This is a genomic window from Haloarcula rubra (assembly GCF_019599465.1).
GTDB lineage: Archaea > Halobacteriota > Halobacteria > Halobacteriales > Haloarculaceae > Haloarcula > Haloarcula rubra.
The window spans coordinates 553764-567444 of record NZ_RKLR01000003.1 but is presented as its reverse complement, the minus strand read 5'-3'; the positions used below and the strand labels follow the sequence as shown (position 1 = coordinate 567444).

The following is a 13681-nucleotide window of genomic DNA, read 5'->3' as shown; positions in this document are numbered from 1 at the left end:
CAAAGGAGGAACTCTATGAGCAAGACGAACCCGAGACTCAGTAGTCTCATCGCCGACCTGAAGTCGGCCGCCCGCAACGCGGGCGGCAACGTCTGGGGCGACGTCGCCGAGCGCCTCGAGAAGCCACGGCGCACACACGCGGAAGTCAACCTCGGGCGTATCGAACGATACGCACAGGAAGACGAGACCGTGGTTGTGCCGGGCAAGGTGCTCGGCTCCGGTGTCCTGCAGAAGGACATCACCGTCGCCGCAGTCGACTTCTCCGGAACCGCCGAGAAGAAGATCGACCAGGTCGGAGAGGCTGTATCACTCGAACAGGCAATCGAAAACAATCCGGAAGGCTCCCACGTGCGGGTGATCCGATGAGCCTCGCAGAGTTCGACGCCGACGTCGTCGTCGACGCCCGTGACTGTATCATGGGCCGCGTGGCATCCGAAGTGGCCGAGAAGGCACTCGACGGGCAGTCCGTCGCCGTCGTCAACGCCGAACGCGCGGTCATCACCGGCCGCGAAGAGCAGATCACCGAGAAGTACAAGAAGCGCGTCGACATCGGCGCCGACAACTCGTACTTCTACCCGAAGCGCCCGGACGGTATCTTCAAGCGCGCCATCCGCGGCATGCTGCCCCACAAGAAGCAGCGCGGCCGCGAGGCGTTCGAGAACGTCCGCGTGTACGTCGGGAACCCACACGACGAGGACGGCGACGTCCTCGAAGGGACCTCGCTGGACCGACTGTCGAACATCAAGTTCGTCTCGCTCGGCGACGTGAGCGAGGCACTCGGAGCGAACAAGACATGGTAACGAACACGTCTGGCAAGAAGAAGACTGCCGTCGCCCGCGCGACTATCCGCGAGGGCGAGGGCCGCGTGCGTATCGACTCCCAGCCGGTCGAACTGGTCGACCCGGAACTGGCCCAGCTGAAGATGCTGGAGCCGTTCCGCATCGCGGAGGACGACCTCCGTGACGACGTCGACGTCGAGGTGTCCGTCGAGGGTGGCGGTGTCATGGGGCAGGCCGACGCCGCCCGAACCGCCATCGCTCGCGGCCTCGTCGACTTCACGAACGACGCGGAGCTCCGCGACGCGTTCATGGAGTTCGACCGCTCGCTGCTGGTCAACGACGTTCGCCAGTCCGAACCCAAGAAGTGGGGCGGCCCCGGCGCTCGGGCCCGCTACCAGAAGTCCTACCGCTGAGGTGATTCACGTATGATGGTACCGGTCCGGTGTTTCACCTGTGGTAACGTCGTCGGCGAGCACTGGGAGGAGTTCAAGGCCCGCACGCGCGAAGCCGAGGAGCCAGAGGACCCCGAGATGGTCCTCGACGAACTCGGCGTCGAGCGGCACTGCTGTCGCCGGATGCTCGTCTCGCACAAAGACCTCGTCGACATCGTCGCTCCCTACCAATGAACGCACAGGAAAGCCGATACGAGAAGGCCCGCAAACTCGGCGCGCGAGCGCTGCAGTTGGCCCACGGCGCACCCGTGCTCATCGAGACGGAGCACACCCAGCCCATCCTCATCGCGGCCGAGGAGTACGACGCTGGCGTGCTCCCGTTCACCGTCAGGCGAGGTGACCACAAATGACGCTAATCACCGACGTACGACTCCGCCGCGTCCTCGACTCGCGTGGGAACGCGACCGTGGAAGCCGACGTCCTCACCGAGAGTGGGGGCTTCGGTCGTGGCAAGGCACCGAGCGGCGCAAGCACCGGCGAGTACGAGGCCATCGAACTGCCGGCTCAGGAAGCAATCGCGAACGCTCGCGACGACGCGCTTCCGCGCCTCATCGGTGAAGTCCACGCCGGGAACCAGCGTGACGTCGACGCGGCGCTCCACGCCGCCGACGGCACGGACGACTTCTCCGGTATCGGTGCCAACTCCGCCGTCGCCATCTCGATGGCGGCCGCGAAGGCCGGTGCCGACGTGCTGGGCGCACCGCTGTTCCAGCACCTCGGCGGTACCTTCCGGGGCAACGAGTACCCGACGCCGCTGGGTAACATCATCGGCGGCGGCGAACACGCCGCGGACGCCACCAACATCCAGGAGTTCCTCGCGGCTCCGGTCGGCGCACCGAGCGTCGAGGAGGCCGTCTTCGCCAACGCCGCGGTCCACCAGGAGGTCCACGACATCCTGGCCGACCGCGACCTGCCCGCGGGCAAGGGCGACGAGGGCGCGTGGGCGCCCTCCGTCTCGGACGACGAAGCGTTCGAGATCATGGACGAGGCCGTCGAGACGGTCGCCGACGACTTCGGCTTCGCCATCGCCTTCGGCCTCGACGTCGCCGGCGCCGAACTGTACGACGAGGACGAGGACGGCTACGTCTACGACGACGGCGTGAAGTCCACCGAGGAGCAGATCGAGTACATCGCCGAGAAGGTCGAGGAGTACGACCTCGTCTACGTCGAGGACCCCCTCGACGAGAACGACTACGAGGCCTTCGCCGACCTGACCGACCGCGTCGGCGACCAGACGCTCGTCTGCGGTGACGACCTGTTCGTCACGAACGTCGAGCGACTCGAAGCCGGCATCAGCGTCGGCGCAGGCAACTCCATCCTCATCAAGCCCAACCAGATCGGGACGCTCACCGACGCGGTGGACGCCATCGAACTGGCGACCCGGAACGGCTACGAATCCGTGGTCTCTCACCGGAGCGGCGAGACGGAGGACACCACTATCGCACACCTCGCTGTGGCGACCGACGCCCCGTTCATCAAGACGGGCGCGGTCGGCGGCGAGCGCACAGCCAAGCTGAACGAACTCATCCGTATCGAGGACAACGCAGTATGAGCGGCAACGAAAAAGAGGGTCTCGACGCGTCCGAGTCCGACTTCGACCCGTCCGAGGAGGACGACGAAGCGGCCGACGCAGAGGCCGAGACGGCAGCCGAACAGCCCGCCGAGGCCGCGGAGGCCGAGGCAGAGACAACCGAGGACGAGGACGCCGGACCCCAGCTCGACGAGGACGTCATGCCCGACGAGCAGTCCGAGGCCGACCTCCTCATCCCCGTCGAGGACTACCTCGGCGCCGGTGTTCACATCGGGACCCAGCAGAAGACCCAGGACATGGAACGGTTCATCCACCGCGTCCGTGACGACGGGCTCTACGTACTGGACGTCTCGATGACCGACCAGCGCATCCGCACCGCCGCGGACTTCCTGGCCAACTACGACCCCGAGCAGATTCTCGTGGCGTCGTCCCGCCAGTACGGTCGGTTCCCGGCCGAGAAGTTCGCCGACGCCGTCGGCGCCCGTGCCCGCACGGGCCGGTTCATCCCCGGCACGCTGACGAACCCGGACTACGACGGCTACATCGAACCTGACGTCGTGGTCGTCACCGACCCCATCGGTGACTCCCAGGCCGTCAAGGAGGCCATCACCGTCGGCATCCCGGTCATCGCGATGTGTGACTCCAACAACACCACGTCGAACGTCGACCTCGTGGTGCCCACGAACAACAAGGGTCGCAAGGCGCTGTCGGTCGTCTACTGGCTGCTGGCCAACGAGACGCTCGACCGTCGCGGTGCCGAACCGTCCTACGGACTCGAGGACTTCGAGTCCGAACTCTGACGCGGGCGTTCGATTCTTCACTTTCTCGCCGGACCGCTCGCCAGTGACGACGCTCGCCGTCGACAGACGGCACAAGACATAGGACAGCCCGCGGTGTACCGGTTGCCGATGGCAGAACGAGACACCCTCCTCAACGCGGTCATCGGGGCCGTCGCGACGGCCGTCCTGAGTGGTTTCGTCCCCTTCGCACCGGTGTTCGGCGGCGCACTCGCCGGCTATCTCGAAGGCGGAGACAGAGACAACGGGCTCCGTGTGGGCGCCATCTCCGGCGTCATCGGGCTCGTGTTCACGTTGCTGGTGTTCGCCCTCGTGGGCGTGGTCTTCCTCGGCTTCCTCCTCGGTGGGATGCCGATGCGGATGGGGGCGTTCGGCCTCCTCTTCTTCGTCGTGGCGGCGGTGTTCGCCGCCGTCTACGTCGTGGGGCTGAGCGCGCTCGGCGGCTGGCTGGGCAACTACGTGAAGTACGACACCGACATCGGTACCTGACCGACGTCGGCGCACGCACTTATATAACACCGGCTGTCGACAGAACCAGACGAGATGCGCGAGACGCTGCGGGACGCCGGATGGGGTGCGCTGGTCACCGTCGGCCTCTCGTTCGTCCCGTTCTCGTCGCTGGTCGGCGGTGCCGTCGCCGCCAACAGACACGGCGGGGGGTACGCCAGCGGCCTGTGGCTCGGCCTGCTGGCCGGCGTCGGCGCCACGGTGCCGCTGTTGGCACTGTTCCTCCCAGCGCTGTACCTCGCCGGGGCGCTCGGGTTCGGAATCGCCCCGTCCTCGCCGGCCTACGGGCTCTTCCTCGCGCTCGTGTTCGCGTTCTTCCTCGCCTACACCGTCGGGTTGAGCGCCGTGGGTGGCCTCGGCGGGACGTGGGCAGCGCGACACACGGCGTGGAACCTCGACCCCAGTCGCTGGCTCTGAGGCCGCTACCGACTGGTTTGGCATGCGATTCAAGCGTGTCCAGCCCCAACGACGACCGATGGCAGAGACGCCGCCCGGACCGAAAGGCGAACCGCTGTTCGGCAGTAGCAGGACCTACGCCGACGACCCCTTCCGGTTCATCTCGACGCTGGAGAGCGCCTACGGTGACGTCGCCCGCTTCGACATGGGGCCGATGGATACGGTCATGCTGTGTGACCCGACGGCTATCGAGCGCGTACTGGTCTCGGAGAGCGCCCGGTTCCGCAAGCCGGACTTCCAGGGGGACGCGCTCGGCGACTTGCTGGGCGAGGGCCTCCTGTTGAGCGAGGGCGAGACGTGGGAGCGACAGCGGCGACTGGCCAACCCCGCGTTCTCGATGGCGCGACTCTCGGGGATGGCCGACCGCATCACCGGCCACGCCGAGGACCGTATCGCGGACTGGCGAGCGGACGACGTCGTCGACGTCGAACAGGCGATGACGCGGACGACGCTCGACGTCATCCTCGACCTGATGATGGGGGTCGAACTGTCCGAACAGCGCGTGCAGACCATCGAGGAGCAACTGATACCGCTGGGTCAGCGGTTCGAACCCGACCCGCTCCGGTTCGCCGCGCCGGAGTGGATGCCGATGCCAGACGACGCGGCGTTCGACAGCGCTGTCGCGACGCTCGACGAGGTGTTGGACGACATCATCGAGGTCCGCGAGGAGACGGTGGGGACCGACGAAGACGGGCCGATGGACTTCCTGTCGGTCCTCCTCCGGGCCCGCGACGACGGCGAGCAGTCGCCCGAGCAGTTGCGCGACGAGATGATGACGATGCTGCTTGCGGGCCACGACACGACGGCGCTGACGCTCACCTACACGTGGTTCCTCCTCTCGGAGAACCCCGAGGCCGAACGCAGAGTCCACGAGGAACTGGAGGCGGTGGTCGGCGACGAGCGACCCGGGATGGAACACGTCCGCGAACTCGACTATCTGGAGTGGGTGATTCAGGAGGCGATGCGCCTCTATCCCCCGGTGTACACGATATTCAGAGAGCCGACAGAGGACGTGGAACTGTCGGAGTACCCCGTCGACGCGGGGACGACGCTGATGCTGCCACAGTGGGGCGTCCACCGCTCCGAGCGGTTCTACGACGACCCGGAGACGTTCGACCCCGAGCGCTGGAAACCCGAGCGGGCCAAAGAGCGGCCCCGGTTCGCGTACTTCCCCTTCGGCGGCGGCCCACGGCACTGCATCGGCAAGCACCTCGCCATGCTGGAGGCCCAACTCATCGTCGCGACGACGGCCCAGCAGTACCGTCTGGAGTTCATGGGCGAGACGCCGCTGGAACTCATGCCGTCGCTGACCGCGCACCCGCGACAGGAGATGTCGATGCGGGTCCGGGAGCGTTAGGTAGGTGTCGAGGTGTCTTCGACCCGAATTTCGCGCTCGGCCGTGACGTGGCCCGCGACAGACAGCGTGACGGCCCCGTCTTCGTAGGCCGTATACTCCGTGTCGATGTCGAGCGAGGCCGTGATGCTGTCGCCAGCGGCGACCGACCGCTCGACGACGTGGGACTCGTCGTCGTCGGCAATCCCCTTCGTCGGCCAGTAGACCGCCGCGAGGAAGCGGCCGTCCGTCTCGGAGACGTTCGTCGCCGTCAGCGACACCGACAACTGCTCGCCCTGCGAGACGTTCTCCGGCGCGGTCAGAGTATCGAGTTCGAACCGTGGTGCCGGTGCCGCGAGCGTCTCGCGTGCGCGCTGGGAAAGCGGCCACGTGGTGCCGTCCTCCGAGCGACGAATCCGGGGGTTCGACGCCGACAACGGGGACGGAACCGTGAAGGCGACGTACGGTCGCTCGTGCCCGGCGATGGCGTGGTTCCGCGCGCCCATCGTCACGGGCAGCCCCTGCTCCCACGAGCCGTCGTCCGTCTCGAACGTGAACGTCACGTCACGGCCGTCGTCCACGCCCCGAACCGAGCCCACGACGTACTGTCTGTCGTCGCCGGTCAGGACGCCGCCGGACCCCATCGACGATTCGTAGGTGATGGCCTTCCTGACGACGACGTCCTCGACGGTGACGGGCACGTCCGTCCGGGACGACGTCGGCGAGTCGGTCCGCTGGTCGTCGGTGGCCGTCCCGGACGTCTCGCCCGGCGTCGACGGCGGTTCCGATTGGCACCCCGCGAGACCAGCGAGGCCGGTCCCGAGGGCGGCGAGTACGCGTCGGCGGTTCATACACCTCCGTTCTCCGCGCACCAGAAAGTGCTTTCAGATGGCTCAAAACTCAATCGTACCGTTCGCTCGGCGTGCTCCGCCCACGGGACGGGCGTGTCCACGTGCAAGAGATTGGCTCCGAAAACGCCTAACCCCCTCGCGCCACACGGGCGGGTATGGTCACGTCGAGCGCTCCCGGCAAGGTGTACCTGTTCGGGGAGCACGCAGTCGTCTACGGTGAGCCAGCGGTCCCGTGCGCCATCGAGCGCCGGGCCCGCGTGACGGCGAGGGAGATAGACGAGGGGCTCCGAATCCACTCTGAGGACCTCCAACTCGACGGGTTCACCGTCGAGTACGAGGGAGACGGGGAGGGACGACCCGACGTCGACGCGTCGGAACCTCTCCTCGAAGCGGCGATGGGGTACGTCAACGAGGCGGTGGCACAGGTGCGGGACGCGGCCGACGCGCCCGGCGCCGGGTTCGAGATTCGCATCGAGAGTGACATCCCGCTCGGAGCGGGACTCGGGTCCTCGGCGGCCGTCGTCGTCGCCGCCATCGACGCCGCCACCCGGGAACTTGGCGTCGAACTCTCCCCCGAAGCGATTGCGGAGCGGGCCTATCAGGTGGAGGCGGCCGTACAGGACGGCGAAGCCTCCCGAGCCGACACCTTCTGCTCGGCGGTGGGCGGGGCCGTCCGCGTCGAGGGGGAGGACTGTCGCACCGTCGACGGCGTCGGCAACCTCCCGTTCGTCATCGGCTACGACGGCGGCGCCGGCGACACCGGGACACTGGTCGCGGGCGTCAGGAGTCTCCGCGAGGAGTACGACTTCGCGGCCGACACGGTTCGCGCCATCGGCGACGTCGTCCGCGAGGGCGAGTCGGTGCTCGGGACCGACGACTACGAGACGCTGGGCGACCTGATGGACTTCAACCACGGCCTGCTGTCGGCGCTGGGTGTCTCCTCCCGGTCGCTGGACTCAATGGTCTGGGCCGCCCGCGACGCCGGGGCGATGGGCGCGAAACTCACCGGGGCCGGCGGCGGTGGGTGTATCGTCGCGCTGGACGACACCGAGGACGCGCTCACCGCACTGAAGTACACGCCGGGCTGTGAGTCGGTCTTCCGTGCCGAACTGGACACTGACGGAGTCCGGCAGGAATGACCGTCGTCCTCAAACTCGGCGGGAGCGTCGTCACTGAGAAGGACACGCCGGAGACGGTCGACGAGGACGCACTCGCCGCCGCCGCGGACGCCGTCGCGGCCGGCGACGACGACGTCGTCGTGGTTCACGGCGGCGGGAGCTTCGGCCACCACCACGCCGCCGAGTACGGGGTCAGTACTACCGAGGGCACCCACGACGTGGCCGGCGTACAGGCCATCCACGGTGCGATGACGCGACTGAACGACGCCGTCGTGGCGGCGCTGACCGAGCGCGGCGTCCCCGCCGTCCCGGTTCACCCCTTCTCGGCGGCCCACCGCGACGCCGACGGGGCGCTCACGCTCCCGACCGGGCAGGTGCGGACGCTCCTCGCAGAGGGGTTCGTGCCGGTGTTGCACGGCGACCTCGTCGCCCACGCGGGAGAAGGGGTGACGGTCCTCAGCGGCGACGAACTGGTGGTCGAACTGGCCCCGGCCATCGACGCCGACCGGGTCGGCGTCTGCTCGACGGTACCCGGCGTGTTAGACGAGGAAGGCGAGGTAATCGACCGTATCGACGCCTTCGAGGACGTCGCGGCGGCGCTCGGCGGCAGCGACACAACGGACGTCTCCGGCGGGATGGCCGCGAAAGTGCGTGCCCTGCTCGAACTCGAGAGCCCCGCCTCGGTGTTCGGTCCCGACGCGCTGTCGGCGTTCCTCGACGGAGACGCGCCGGGGACGACTATCGGGTCCCAACAGCGAGTGTGACCCCGTCGTAACCTATTTGACCGCTGTTGCTGATTGTAAATTCATGTCTGCTGTTAGCTTGCCCGACGTCTACCGCTACGGTGCTCGGTACGTCGGGTACGTCCTCGTCGTCGCTATCGTCGGTGGGTTGTTCGTCGGCATCGGCGTGGTCCTCGGTGCCTCGCCCAGTGCGTCGCCCTCCGTCACGACGAACCGAGCCATGCTCGGCGTCGCCGTCGCCGCCATCGGGGTCCTGCTCACGCTCTCGGGCGTGTTCGGACTCCTGCACAAACTCGTCGCCGACGCGACGATGGTCGGGACGGCCGCGGCCGTCGCGAAGACGGACGACGGGACCGTGCCGGCCCAATCAGCGGCACCCGACAGCGAGTCCCGAGAGGCGGGCGAGGACGGGGCGGCCGCTGGCGTAGCGGCCGCCGGTGCGACCGCGGAATCTCCCGACGAAGGCCGGACCGAGACGGCGGACGGAGAGTCCGACGAGACGACGGACGGCGACCCGCTCGAACCGACGGCAGAGACGGCCACGTCGGCCGAGACGGACCCCGACGGCGAGGCGGCCGAGACCGACGCAGTCGCCGAGGCGTCGCCGTCCGAGGACGTAGCGGAGACGGCGACGCCTGCCGAGGACGACACGGGTCGGGACGACGCGGACCTTATCGCGGCCGACGACCCGGCGGAAGAGCGCCCCGAACGCGAGGACGAGTCCGTGCCCGAACCGGCGGCGGAACCAGCGCCCAGTTCGGAGACCGAGGGGGACGACTCGTCGGCGTCACCCGACGAAATCTTCGGCGGGCCGGCAGACGACGCGGACACCCAGCCCCCGACCGAGGCCGCCGACGACTCGTCCGAGACGGTGAGCGAGCCCGAACCGGCGGCCCACAGTCCCCCGGCCGAGGAGTCGTCGCCAGACGGGGCCGACATCTTCGGCGGTCCGGCGGACGACGCCGAGGCGACGGACTCTACGGCTTCGGACCGACAGACCGGCGACGACGCACCGGCGACCGAACCGCAGGAGTGGTCGCCCCCGGACCCGTCGGAGTTTCAGGGGCCACAGCCCGCCTCGTCGGACGACGACCAGTCGGACGCGGCCGAGTCGATGGCGGCCGACGACCAGTCCACGACCGAGGCACAGACCGACTGGGACGAAGATTCCGAGACCGGACCGGACGAGCACGGTGACAGGACCGACGCCGACGGACCACGGACCGCCGACGACCTCTTCGGTGACACGGGAACCGAGGAGAGCGACGAGGACTTGTTCGGGAGTATCGAGTCCCGGGAGACGCGTGTCGTCGAGGACGACGAGGGGACAGCGGAGTCGACCACCGACGAGTTAGACGACGAAGACGACGACGCGACGCTAGCCGACGAAGGCGTCACTGGGTTCGACGTTGATTCGGACAGCGACCCACTCTCTGACGCGCTAGACGACGAGTGAGCGCCCCGGAACCCACATCGTTTTAAGAAGCGGGGTTGTAACTCCGCGTAACCGAGCGCACGGCCGCCCGCGGACCGCGGTTCGGCGGCCGGCAGACGACGGCTAGAGTCGTCGGGACGCGAGTCCCTTCCACTTCGGGCAGCGAGGCTACGGGTCTCCCCGGCCGGCCTCGACGCCCACGGGAATCGAGACGCCGCTTCGGCAGTTACCGTCGTCGCCAGCACCAACCGCGGGCCAGCGGACGGCTTTCACTCGGACCTACAACCATGGAAGTCGAAATCGCAACAATCGGCGGATACGAGGCAGTTGGCCGTCAGATGACGGCCGTCCGTGCAGGTGACGACGTCGTCATCTTCGACATGGGACTGAACCTCTCGAAGGTACTGATTCACGACAACGTCGAGACCGAGCGCATGCACTCGCTCGACCTCATCGACATGGGCGCTATCCCGGACGACCGGGTGATGTCCGACCTCGAAGGTGACGTGAAGGCCATCGTGCCGACACACGGCCACCTCGACCACATCGGCGCCATCTCGAAACTCGCGCACCGATACGACGCCCCCATCGTCGCGACGCCGTTCACCATCGAACTCGTCAAACAGCAGATCAAGGGCGAGGAGAAGTTCGGGGTCCAGAACGACCTCGTCAAGATGGAGGCCGGCGAGACGATGAACATCGGCGAGCGCAACGAACTGGAGTTCGTCAACGTCACTCACTCCATCATCGACGCCATCAACCCGGTCCTCCACACGCCGGAGGGGTCGGTCGTCTACGGCCTCGACAAGCGGATGGACCACACGCCGGTCATCGGCGACCCCATCGACATGAAGCGGTTCCGAGAGATCAGCCGCGAGGGCAACGGCGTCCTCTGTTACATCGAGGACTGTACGAACGCCGGCCGGAAGGGCCGCACGCCCTCCGAGTCCGTCGCGCGTCGCCACCTCAAGGACGTCATGACGAGTATCGAGGACTACGACGGCGGTATCGTCGCCACCACGTTCTCCTCGCACATCGCACGTGTGAAGTCGCTCGTCGAGTTCGCCGAGGACATGGGCCGCCAGCCAGTCCTGTTGGGTCGCTCGATGGAGAAGTACTCCGGGACCGCCGAACGACTGGACTTCGTCGACTTCCCGGAGGACCTCGGGATGTACGGCCACCGCAAGTCCGTCGACCGCACGTTCAAGCGCATCATGAACGAGGGCAAGGAGAACTTCCTGCCCATCGTCACCGGCCACCAGGGCGAACCACGCGCGATGCTCACCCGTATGGGCCGCGGCGAGACGCCCTACGAGCTAGACGACGGCGACAAGGTGCTGTTCTCGGCCCGGGTCATCCCGGAACCGACCAACGAGGGTCAGCGCTACCAGTCCGAGAAACTGCTGGGCATGCAGGGCGCCCGCATCTACGACGACATCCACGTCTCCGGCCACCTCCGACAGGAGGGCCACTACGAGATGCTGGACGCCCTCCAGCCCCAGCACGTCATCCCGGCCCACCAGAGCCTCGAAGGGTTCGCGCCGTACGTGGACCTCGCCGAGGACATGGGCTACAAGGTCGGCCGCGACCTGCACGTGACGCGTAACGGCAACATGATTCAGCTCACGGAATAACCACATGTCCGAAGGTTATCAGCAGGTCGAAGAAGCCATCCTCGCCCGCCGGGAGCGGGTCAACGAGGCCCTCCCCGAGGAGCTTCCAGTGACGCGGCCCGAGCATCTCTACGAGGCGACTCGCTACCTGCTGGACGCCGGCGGCAAGCGACTCCGGCCGACCGTGCTGTTGCTGGTCGCGGAGTCCCTGCTGGACGTCGACCCGCTCTCGGTCGACTACCGTGACTTCCCGAGACTCGACGGCGGGCAGGTCGACGTGCTCTCGGCGGCGCTGGCCATCGAGGTCATCCAGACGTTCACGCTCATCCACGACGACATCATGGACGACGACGACCTCCGCCGCGGGGTCCCGGCCGTCCACAAGGAGTACGACCTCTCGACGGCGATTCTCGCCGGCGACACGCTGTACTCGAAGGCCTTCGAGTTCCTGCTCGAGACCGGCGCCGCCCACGACAGGAGCGTCGCCGCCAACAAGCGTCTCGCGAAGACGTGTACGCGCATCTGCGAGGGGCAGTCGCTGGACATCGAGTTCGAACAGCGCGAGGCGGTCACGCCCGACGAGTACCTGGAGATGGTCGAACTGAAGACGGCGGTGCTGTACGGCGCCGCCGCCGCCATCCCGGCGACGCTGCTCGGGGCCGACGAGGAGACGGTCGAGGCCCTGTACAACCACGGACTGGACGTGGGCCGGGCCTTCCAGATTCAGGACGACCTGCTGGACCTGACGACGCCCTCGGAGAAACTGGGCAAGCAGCGCGGGTCGGACCTCGTCGAGAACAAGCAGACCCTCGTGACGTTGCACGCCCGCCAGCAGGGCGTCGACGTCGAGAACCTCGTCGACACCGACTCGGTCGACGAGGTGTCCGAGGCCGAAATCGACGAGGCGGTCGCGACGCTCCGCGAGGCCGGCTCTATCGAGTACGCCCGTGACCGAGCGCAGGAACTCGTCACGAGCGGGAAAGAGAACCTCGAAGTACTCCCGGACAACGAGGCCCGCGACCTGCTGGACGGCATCGCGAACTACCTCGTCGAACGCGAGTACTGACCTCACCGCCTTTTCACGCGGCCGACCCGAGCGTTAAGCCAGTCTGACACCTACGCGTAGCCGTGACTGCGTTCGTCCTCTACGGCGGCAAAGGCGGGGTCGGCAAGACGACCATCGCGGCGGCGACGGGGCTCTCGCTCGCCAGACGGGGCCACGAGACGCTCGTCGTCTCGACGGACCCGGCCCACTCGCTTGGCGACGCCGTCGAGACGACAATCGGTGGGGCTCCTGTCGAGATACGCGAGAACCTCTGGGGCGTCGAAGTCGACCCGCAGGCGGGCGTCGACCGCTACCGGGCGCTGTTCGAGGCGCTGGCCGAGGAGTTCTCGAGTGCCGGCATCCGCCTCGACGAGGACGAGATAACGGAGCTCTTCACCTCGGGCGTGATGCCCGGGAGCGACGAACTGGCCGCGCTCGAGGGGCTGGCGACGTACGTCGACGGCGACCGGTGGGACCGGGTGGTGTTCGACACCGCGCCGACGGGGCACACGCTCAGACTGCTGGACCTCCCGCGCGTCGTGGACCGGGGGATGCGGACGGCGCTGGACCTGCGCGACCAGGTCCGACGCAAGGTGAACACGACCCGGACGATGCTGTTCGGACCGATGGCGAGTCGTCGAGACGAGGGGCGCGACGACTTCGCGGCGATGCGCGACCGGATGGAGCGGGTCGGTGGAGTCCTCAGAGACCCCGACCGGACCGAGTTCCGCGTCGTCACGATACCGGAGACGATGGCGGTCCGGGAGAGCGAGCGATTGGTCGACCAGTTGCGCGAGTTCGAGGTGCCGGTGACGACGCTCGTGGTGAACAAACTGATCGAGGACGCGGGGGACTGCGAGCGCTGTCGCGGGAAACGGGCCGTACAGGAGGCGGCGCTCGAGACGCTCGGCGAGTCGCTACCAGACCTCGACCTGTGGACCGTCCCGGACGAATCCGGCGAGGTGACCGGCCTCGACGCACTGCGTCGGGTCGGCGCTCATCTCGACGTCTGACCGAACCC

17 protein-coding genes are annotated in these 13681 nt (G+C 67.7%); 16 read left to right on the top strand and 1 reads right to left on the bottom strand.

The genetic code is table 11. The features are described from left to right. Positions 1-15 precede the first annotated feature (15 nt). The 10 genes from EGH21_RS11270 to EGH21_RS11225 all read left to right on the top strand — a co-directional run bounded on the left by EGH21_RS11270 (position 16) and on the right by EGH21_RS11225 (position 5879). A complete protein-coding gene (locus EGH21_RS11270; RefSeq protein WP_220618567.1) occupies positions 16-366 on the top strand; it encodes a 50S ribosomal protein L18e in 351 nt (116 codons plus the stop codon). Further along, the gene (locus tag EGH21_RS11265; RefSeq protein WP_220618566.1) at positions 363-800 is read left to right on the top strand and encodes a 50S ribosomal protein L13; all 438 of its coding nucleotides are present in this window, start codon (positions 363-365) and stop codon (positions 798-800) included. Before EGH21_RS11270 ends, EGH21_RS11265 begins: the two co-directional genes overlap by 4 nt. Further along, on the top strand, positions 794-1192 hold the full coding sequence (locus tag EGH21_RS11260; protein ID WP_166970843.1) for a 30S ribosomal protein S9: 399 nt from the start codon (positions 794-796) through the stop codon (positions 1190-1192). Before EGH21_RS11265 ends, EGH21_RS11260 begins: the two co-directional genes overlap by 7 nt. A gap of 12 nt (positions 1193-1204) precedes the next feature. Next, a complete protein-coding gene (locus EGH21_RS11255) occupies positions 1205-1405 on the top strand; it encodes a DNA-directed RNA polymerase subunit N (RefSeq protein ID WP_166970841.1) in 201 nt (66 codons plus the stop codon). Next, on the top strand, positions 1402-1581 hold the full coding sequence (locus EGH21_RS11250) for a DNA-directed RNA polymerase subunit K (RefSeq protein ID WP_220618565.1): 180 nt from the start codon (positions 1402-1404) through the stop codon (positions 1579-1581). Before EGH21_RS11255 ends, EGH21_RS11250 begins: the two co-directional genes overlap by 4 nt. Further along, positions 1578-2783, top strand: coding sequence for a phosphopyruvate hydratase (eno, locus tag EGH21_RS11245; protein ID WP_220618564.1), 1206 nt, complete (start codon positions 1578-1580; stop codon positions 2781-2783). The genes EGH21_RS11250 and eno overlap by 4 nt, the downstream gene beginning before the upstream one ends. Beyond that, a complete protein-coding gene (rpsB, locus tag EGH21_RS11240; RefSeq protein ID WP_220618563.1) occupies positions 2780-3562 on the top strand; it encodes a 30S ribosomal protein S2 in 783 nt (260 codons plus the stop codon). The genes eno and rpsB overlap by 4 nt, the downstream gene beginning before the upstream one ends. 108 nt (positions 3563-3670) lie before the next feature. Then, a complete protein-coding gene (locus EGH21_RS11235) occupies positions 3671-4048 on the top strand; it encodes a DUF5518 domain-containing protein (protein WP_220618562.1) in 378 nt (125 codons plus the stop codon). Positions 4049-4102: 54 nt separating this feature from the next. Then, positions 4103-4483: a DUF5518 domain-containing protein gene (locus EGH21_RS11230; protein ID WP_220618561.1), complete on the top strand. Its 381-nt coding sequence runs from the start codon at positions 4103-4105 to the stop codon at positions 4481-4483. Between the two features lie 58 nt (positions 4484-4541). Continuing rightward, positions 4542-5879: a cytochrome P450 gene (locus EGH21_RS11225; RefSeq protein WP_220618560.1), complete on the top strand. Its 1338-nt coding sequence runs from the start codon at positions 4542-4544 to the stop codon at positions 5877-5879. Here the strand turns inward: EGH21_RS11225 and EGH21_RS11220 are convergent. Further along, positions 5876-6706 (bottom strand): hypothetical protein, encoded by an 831-nt coding sequence (locus EGH21_RS11220; protein WP_220618559.1) that lies wholly within the window; start codon positions 6704-6706, stop codon positions 5876-5878. The two genes, EGH21_RS11225 and EGH21_RS11220, sit on opposite strands and share 4 nt — an antisense overlap. Before the next feature lie 155 nt (positions 6707-6861). Between EGH21_RS11220 and mvk the strand changes: the two genes are divergently transcribed. From mvk to EGH21_RS11190, 6 genes are all read left to right on the top strand, one after another. Further along, positions 6862-7845, top strand: a complete 984-nt coding sequence (gene mvk / locus EGH21_RS11215; RefSeq protein WP_220618558.1) for a mevalonate kinase — start codon at positions 6862-6864, stop codon at positions 7843-7845. After that, positions 7842-8588: an isopentenyl phosphate kinase gene (locus EGH21_RS11210; protein ID WP_220618557.1), complete on the top strand. Its 747-nt coding sequence runs from the start codon at positions 7842-7844 to the stop codon at positions 8586-8588. The genes mvk and EGH21_RS11210 overlap by 4 nt, the downstream gene beginning before the upstream one ends. A 43-nt stretch (positions 8589-8631) precedes the next feature. After that, complete coding sequence (locus tag EGH21_RS11205; protein WP_220618556.1) at positions 8632-10023, top strand: hypothetical protein; 1392 nt, start codon at positions 8632-8634, stop codon at positions 10021-10023. A 266-nt stretch (positions 10024-10289) separates the two neighbouring features. Continuing rightward, on the top strand, positions 10290-11636 hold the full coding sequence (locus tag EGH21_RS11200) for a ribonuclease J (protein WP_220618555.1): 1347 nt from the start codon (positions 10290-10292) through the stop codon (positions 11634-11636). Between the two features lie 4 nt (positions 11637-11640). Next, positions 11641-12681, top strand: coding sequence for a geranylfarnesyl diphosphate synthase (gene idsA3 / locus EGH21_RS11195; protein ID WP_220618554.1), 1041 nt, complete (start codon positions 11641-11643; stop codon positions 12679-12681). A 62-nt stretch (positions 12682-12743) separates the two neighbouring features. Next, positions 12744-13673: an ArsA family ATPase gene (locus EGH21_RS11190; protein ID WP_220618553.1), complete on the top strand. Its 930-nt coding sequence runs from the start codon at positions 12744-12746 to the stop codon at positions 13671-13673. Positions 13674-13681 lie beyond the last annotated feature (8 nt).

Excerpts from the sequence above, each read along its gene's own strand:
- EGH21_RS11265 (WP_220618566.1), top strand. The coding sequence starts at position 363 with ATGAGCCTCGCAGAGTTCGACGCCGACGTCGTCGTCGACGCCCGTGAC.
- EGH21_RS11205 (WP_220618556.1), top strand. The coding sequence starts at position 8,632 with ATGTCTGCTGTTAGCTTGCCCGACGTCTACCGCTACGGTGCTCGGTAC.
- EGH21_RS11225 (WP_220618560.1), top strand. The coding sequence starts at position 4,542 with ATGGCAGAGACGCCGCCCGGACCGAAAGGCGAACCGCTGTTCGGCAGT.
- EGH21_RS11270 (WP_220618567.1), top strand. The coding sequence starts at position 16 with ATGAGCAAGACGAACCCGAGACTCAGTAGTCTCATCGCCGACCTGAAG.
- idsA3 (WP_220618554.1), top strand. The coding sequence starts at position 11,641 with ATGTCCGAAGGTTATCAGCAGGTCGAAGAAGCCATCCTCGCCCGCCGG.
- EGH21_RS11220 (WP_220618559.1), bottom strand. The coding sequence starts at position 6,706 with ATGAACCGCCGACGCGTACTCGCCGCCCTCGGGACCGGCCTCGCTGGT.
- EGH21_RS11260 (WP_166970843.1), top strand. The coding sequence starts at position 794 with ATGGTAACGAACACGTCTGGCAAGAAGAAGACTGCCGTCGCCCGCGCG.
- EGH21_RS11250 (WP_220618565.1), top strand. The coding sequence starts at position 1,402 with ATGAACGCACAGGAAAGCCGATACGAGAAGGCCCGCAAACTCGGCGCG.
- EGH21_RS11210 (WP_220618557.1), top strand. The coding sequence starts at position 7,842 with ATGACCGTCGTCCTCAAACTCGGCGGGAGCGTCGTCACTGAGAAGGAC.
- eno (WP_220618564.1), top strand. The coding sequence starts at position 1,578 with ATGACGCTAATCACCGACGTACGACTCCGCCGCGTCCTCGACTCGCGT.
- EGH21_RS11200 (WP_220618555.1), top strand. The coding sequence starts at position 10,290 with ATGGAAGTCGAAATCGCAACAATCGGCGGATACGAGGCAGTTGGCCGT.
- EGH21_RS11230 (WP_220618561.1), top strand. The coding sequence starts at position 4,103 with ATGCGCGAGACGCTGCGGGACGCCGGATGGGGTGCGCTGGTCACCGTC.
- EGH21_RS11235 (WP_220618562.1), top strand. The coding sequence starts at position 3,671 with ATGGCAGAACGAGACACCCTCCTCAACGCGGTCATCGGGGCCGTCGCG.
- mvk (WP_220618558.1), top strand. The coding sequence starts at position 6,862 with ATGGTCACGTCGAGCGCTCCCGGCAAGGTGTACCTGTTCGGGGAGCAC.
- EGH21_RS11255 (WP_166970841.1), top strand. The coding sequence starts at position 1,205 with ATGATGGTACCGGTCCGGTGTTTCACCTGTGGTAACGTCGTCGGCGAG.
- rpsB (WP_220618563.1), top strand. The coding sequence starts at position 2,780 with ATGAGCGGCAACGAAAAAGAGGGTCTCGACGCGTCCGAGTCCGACTTC.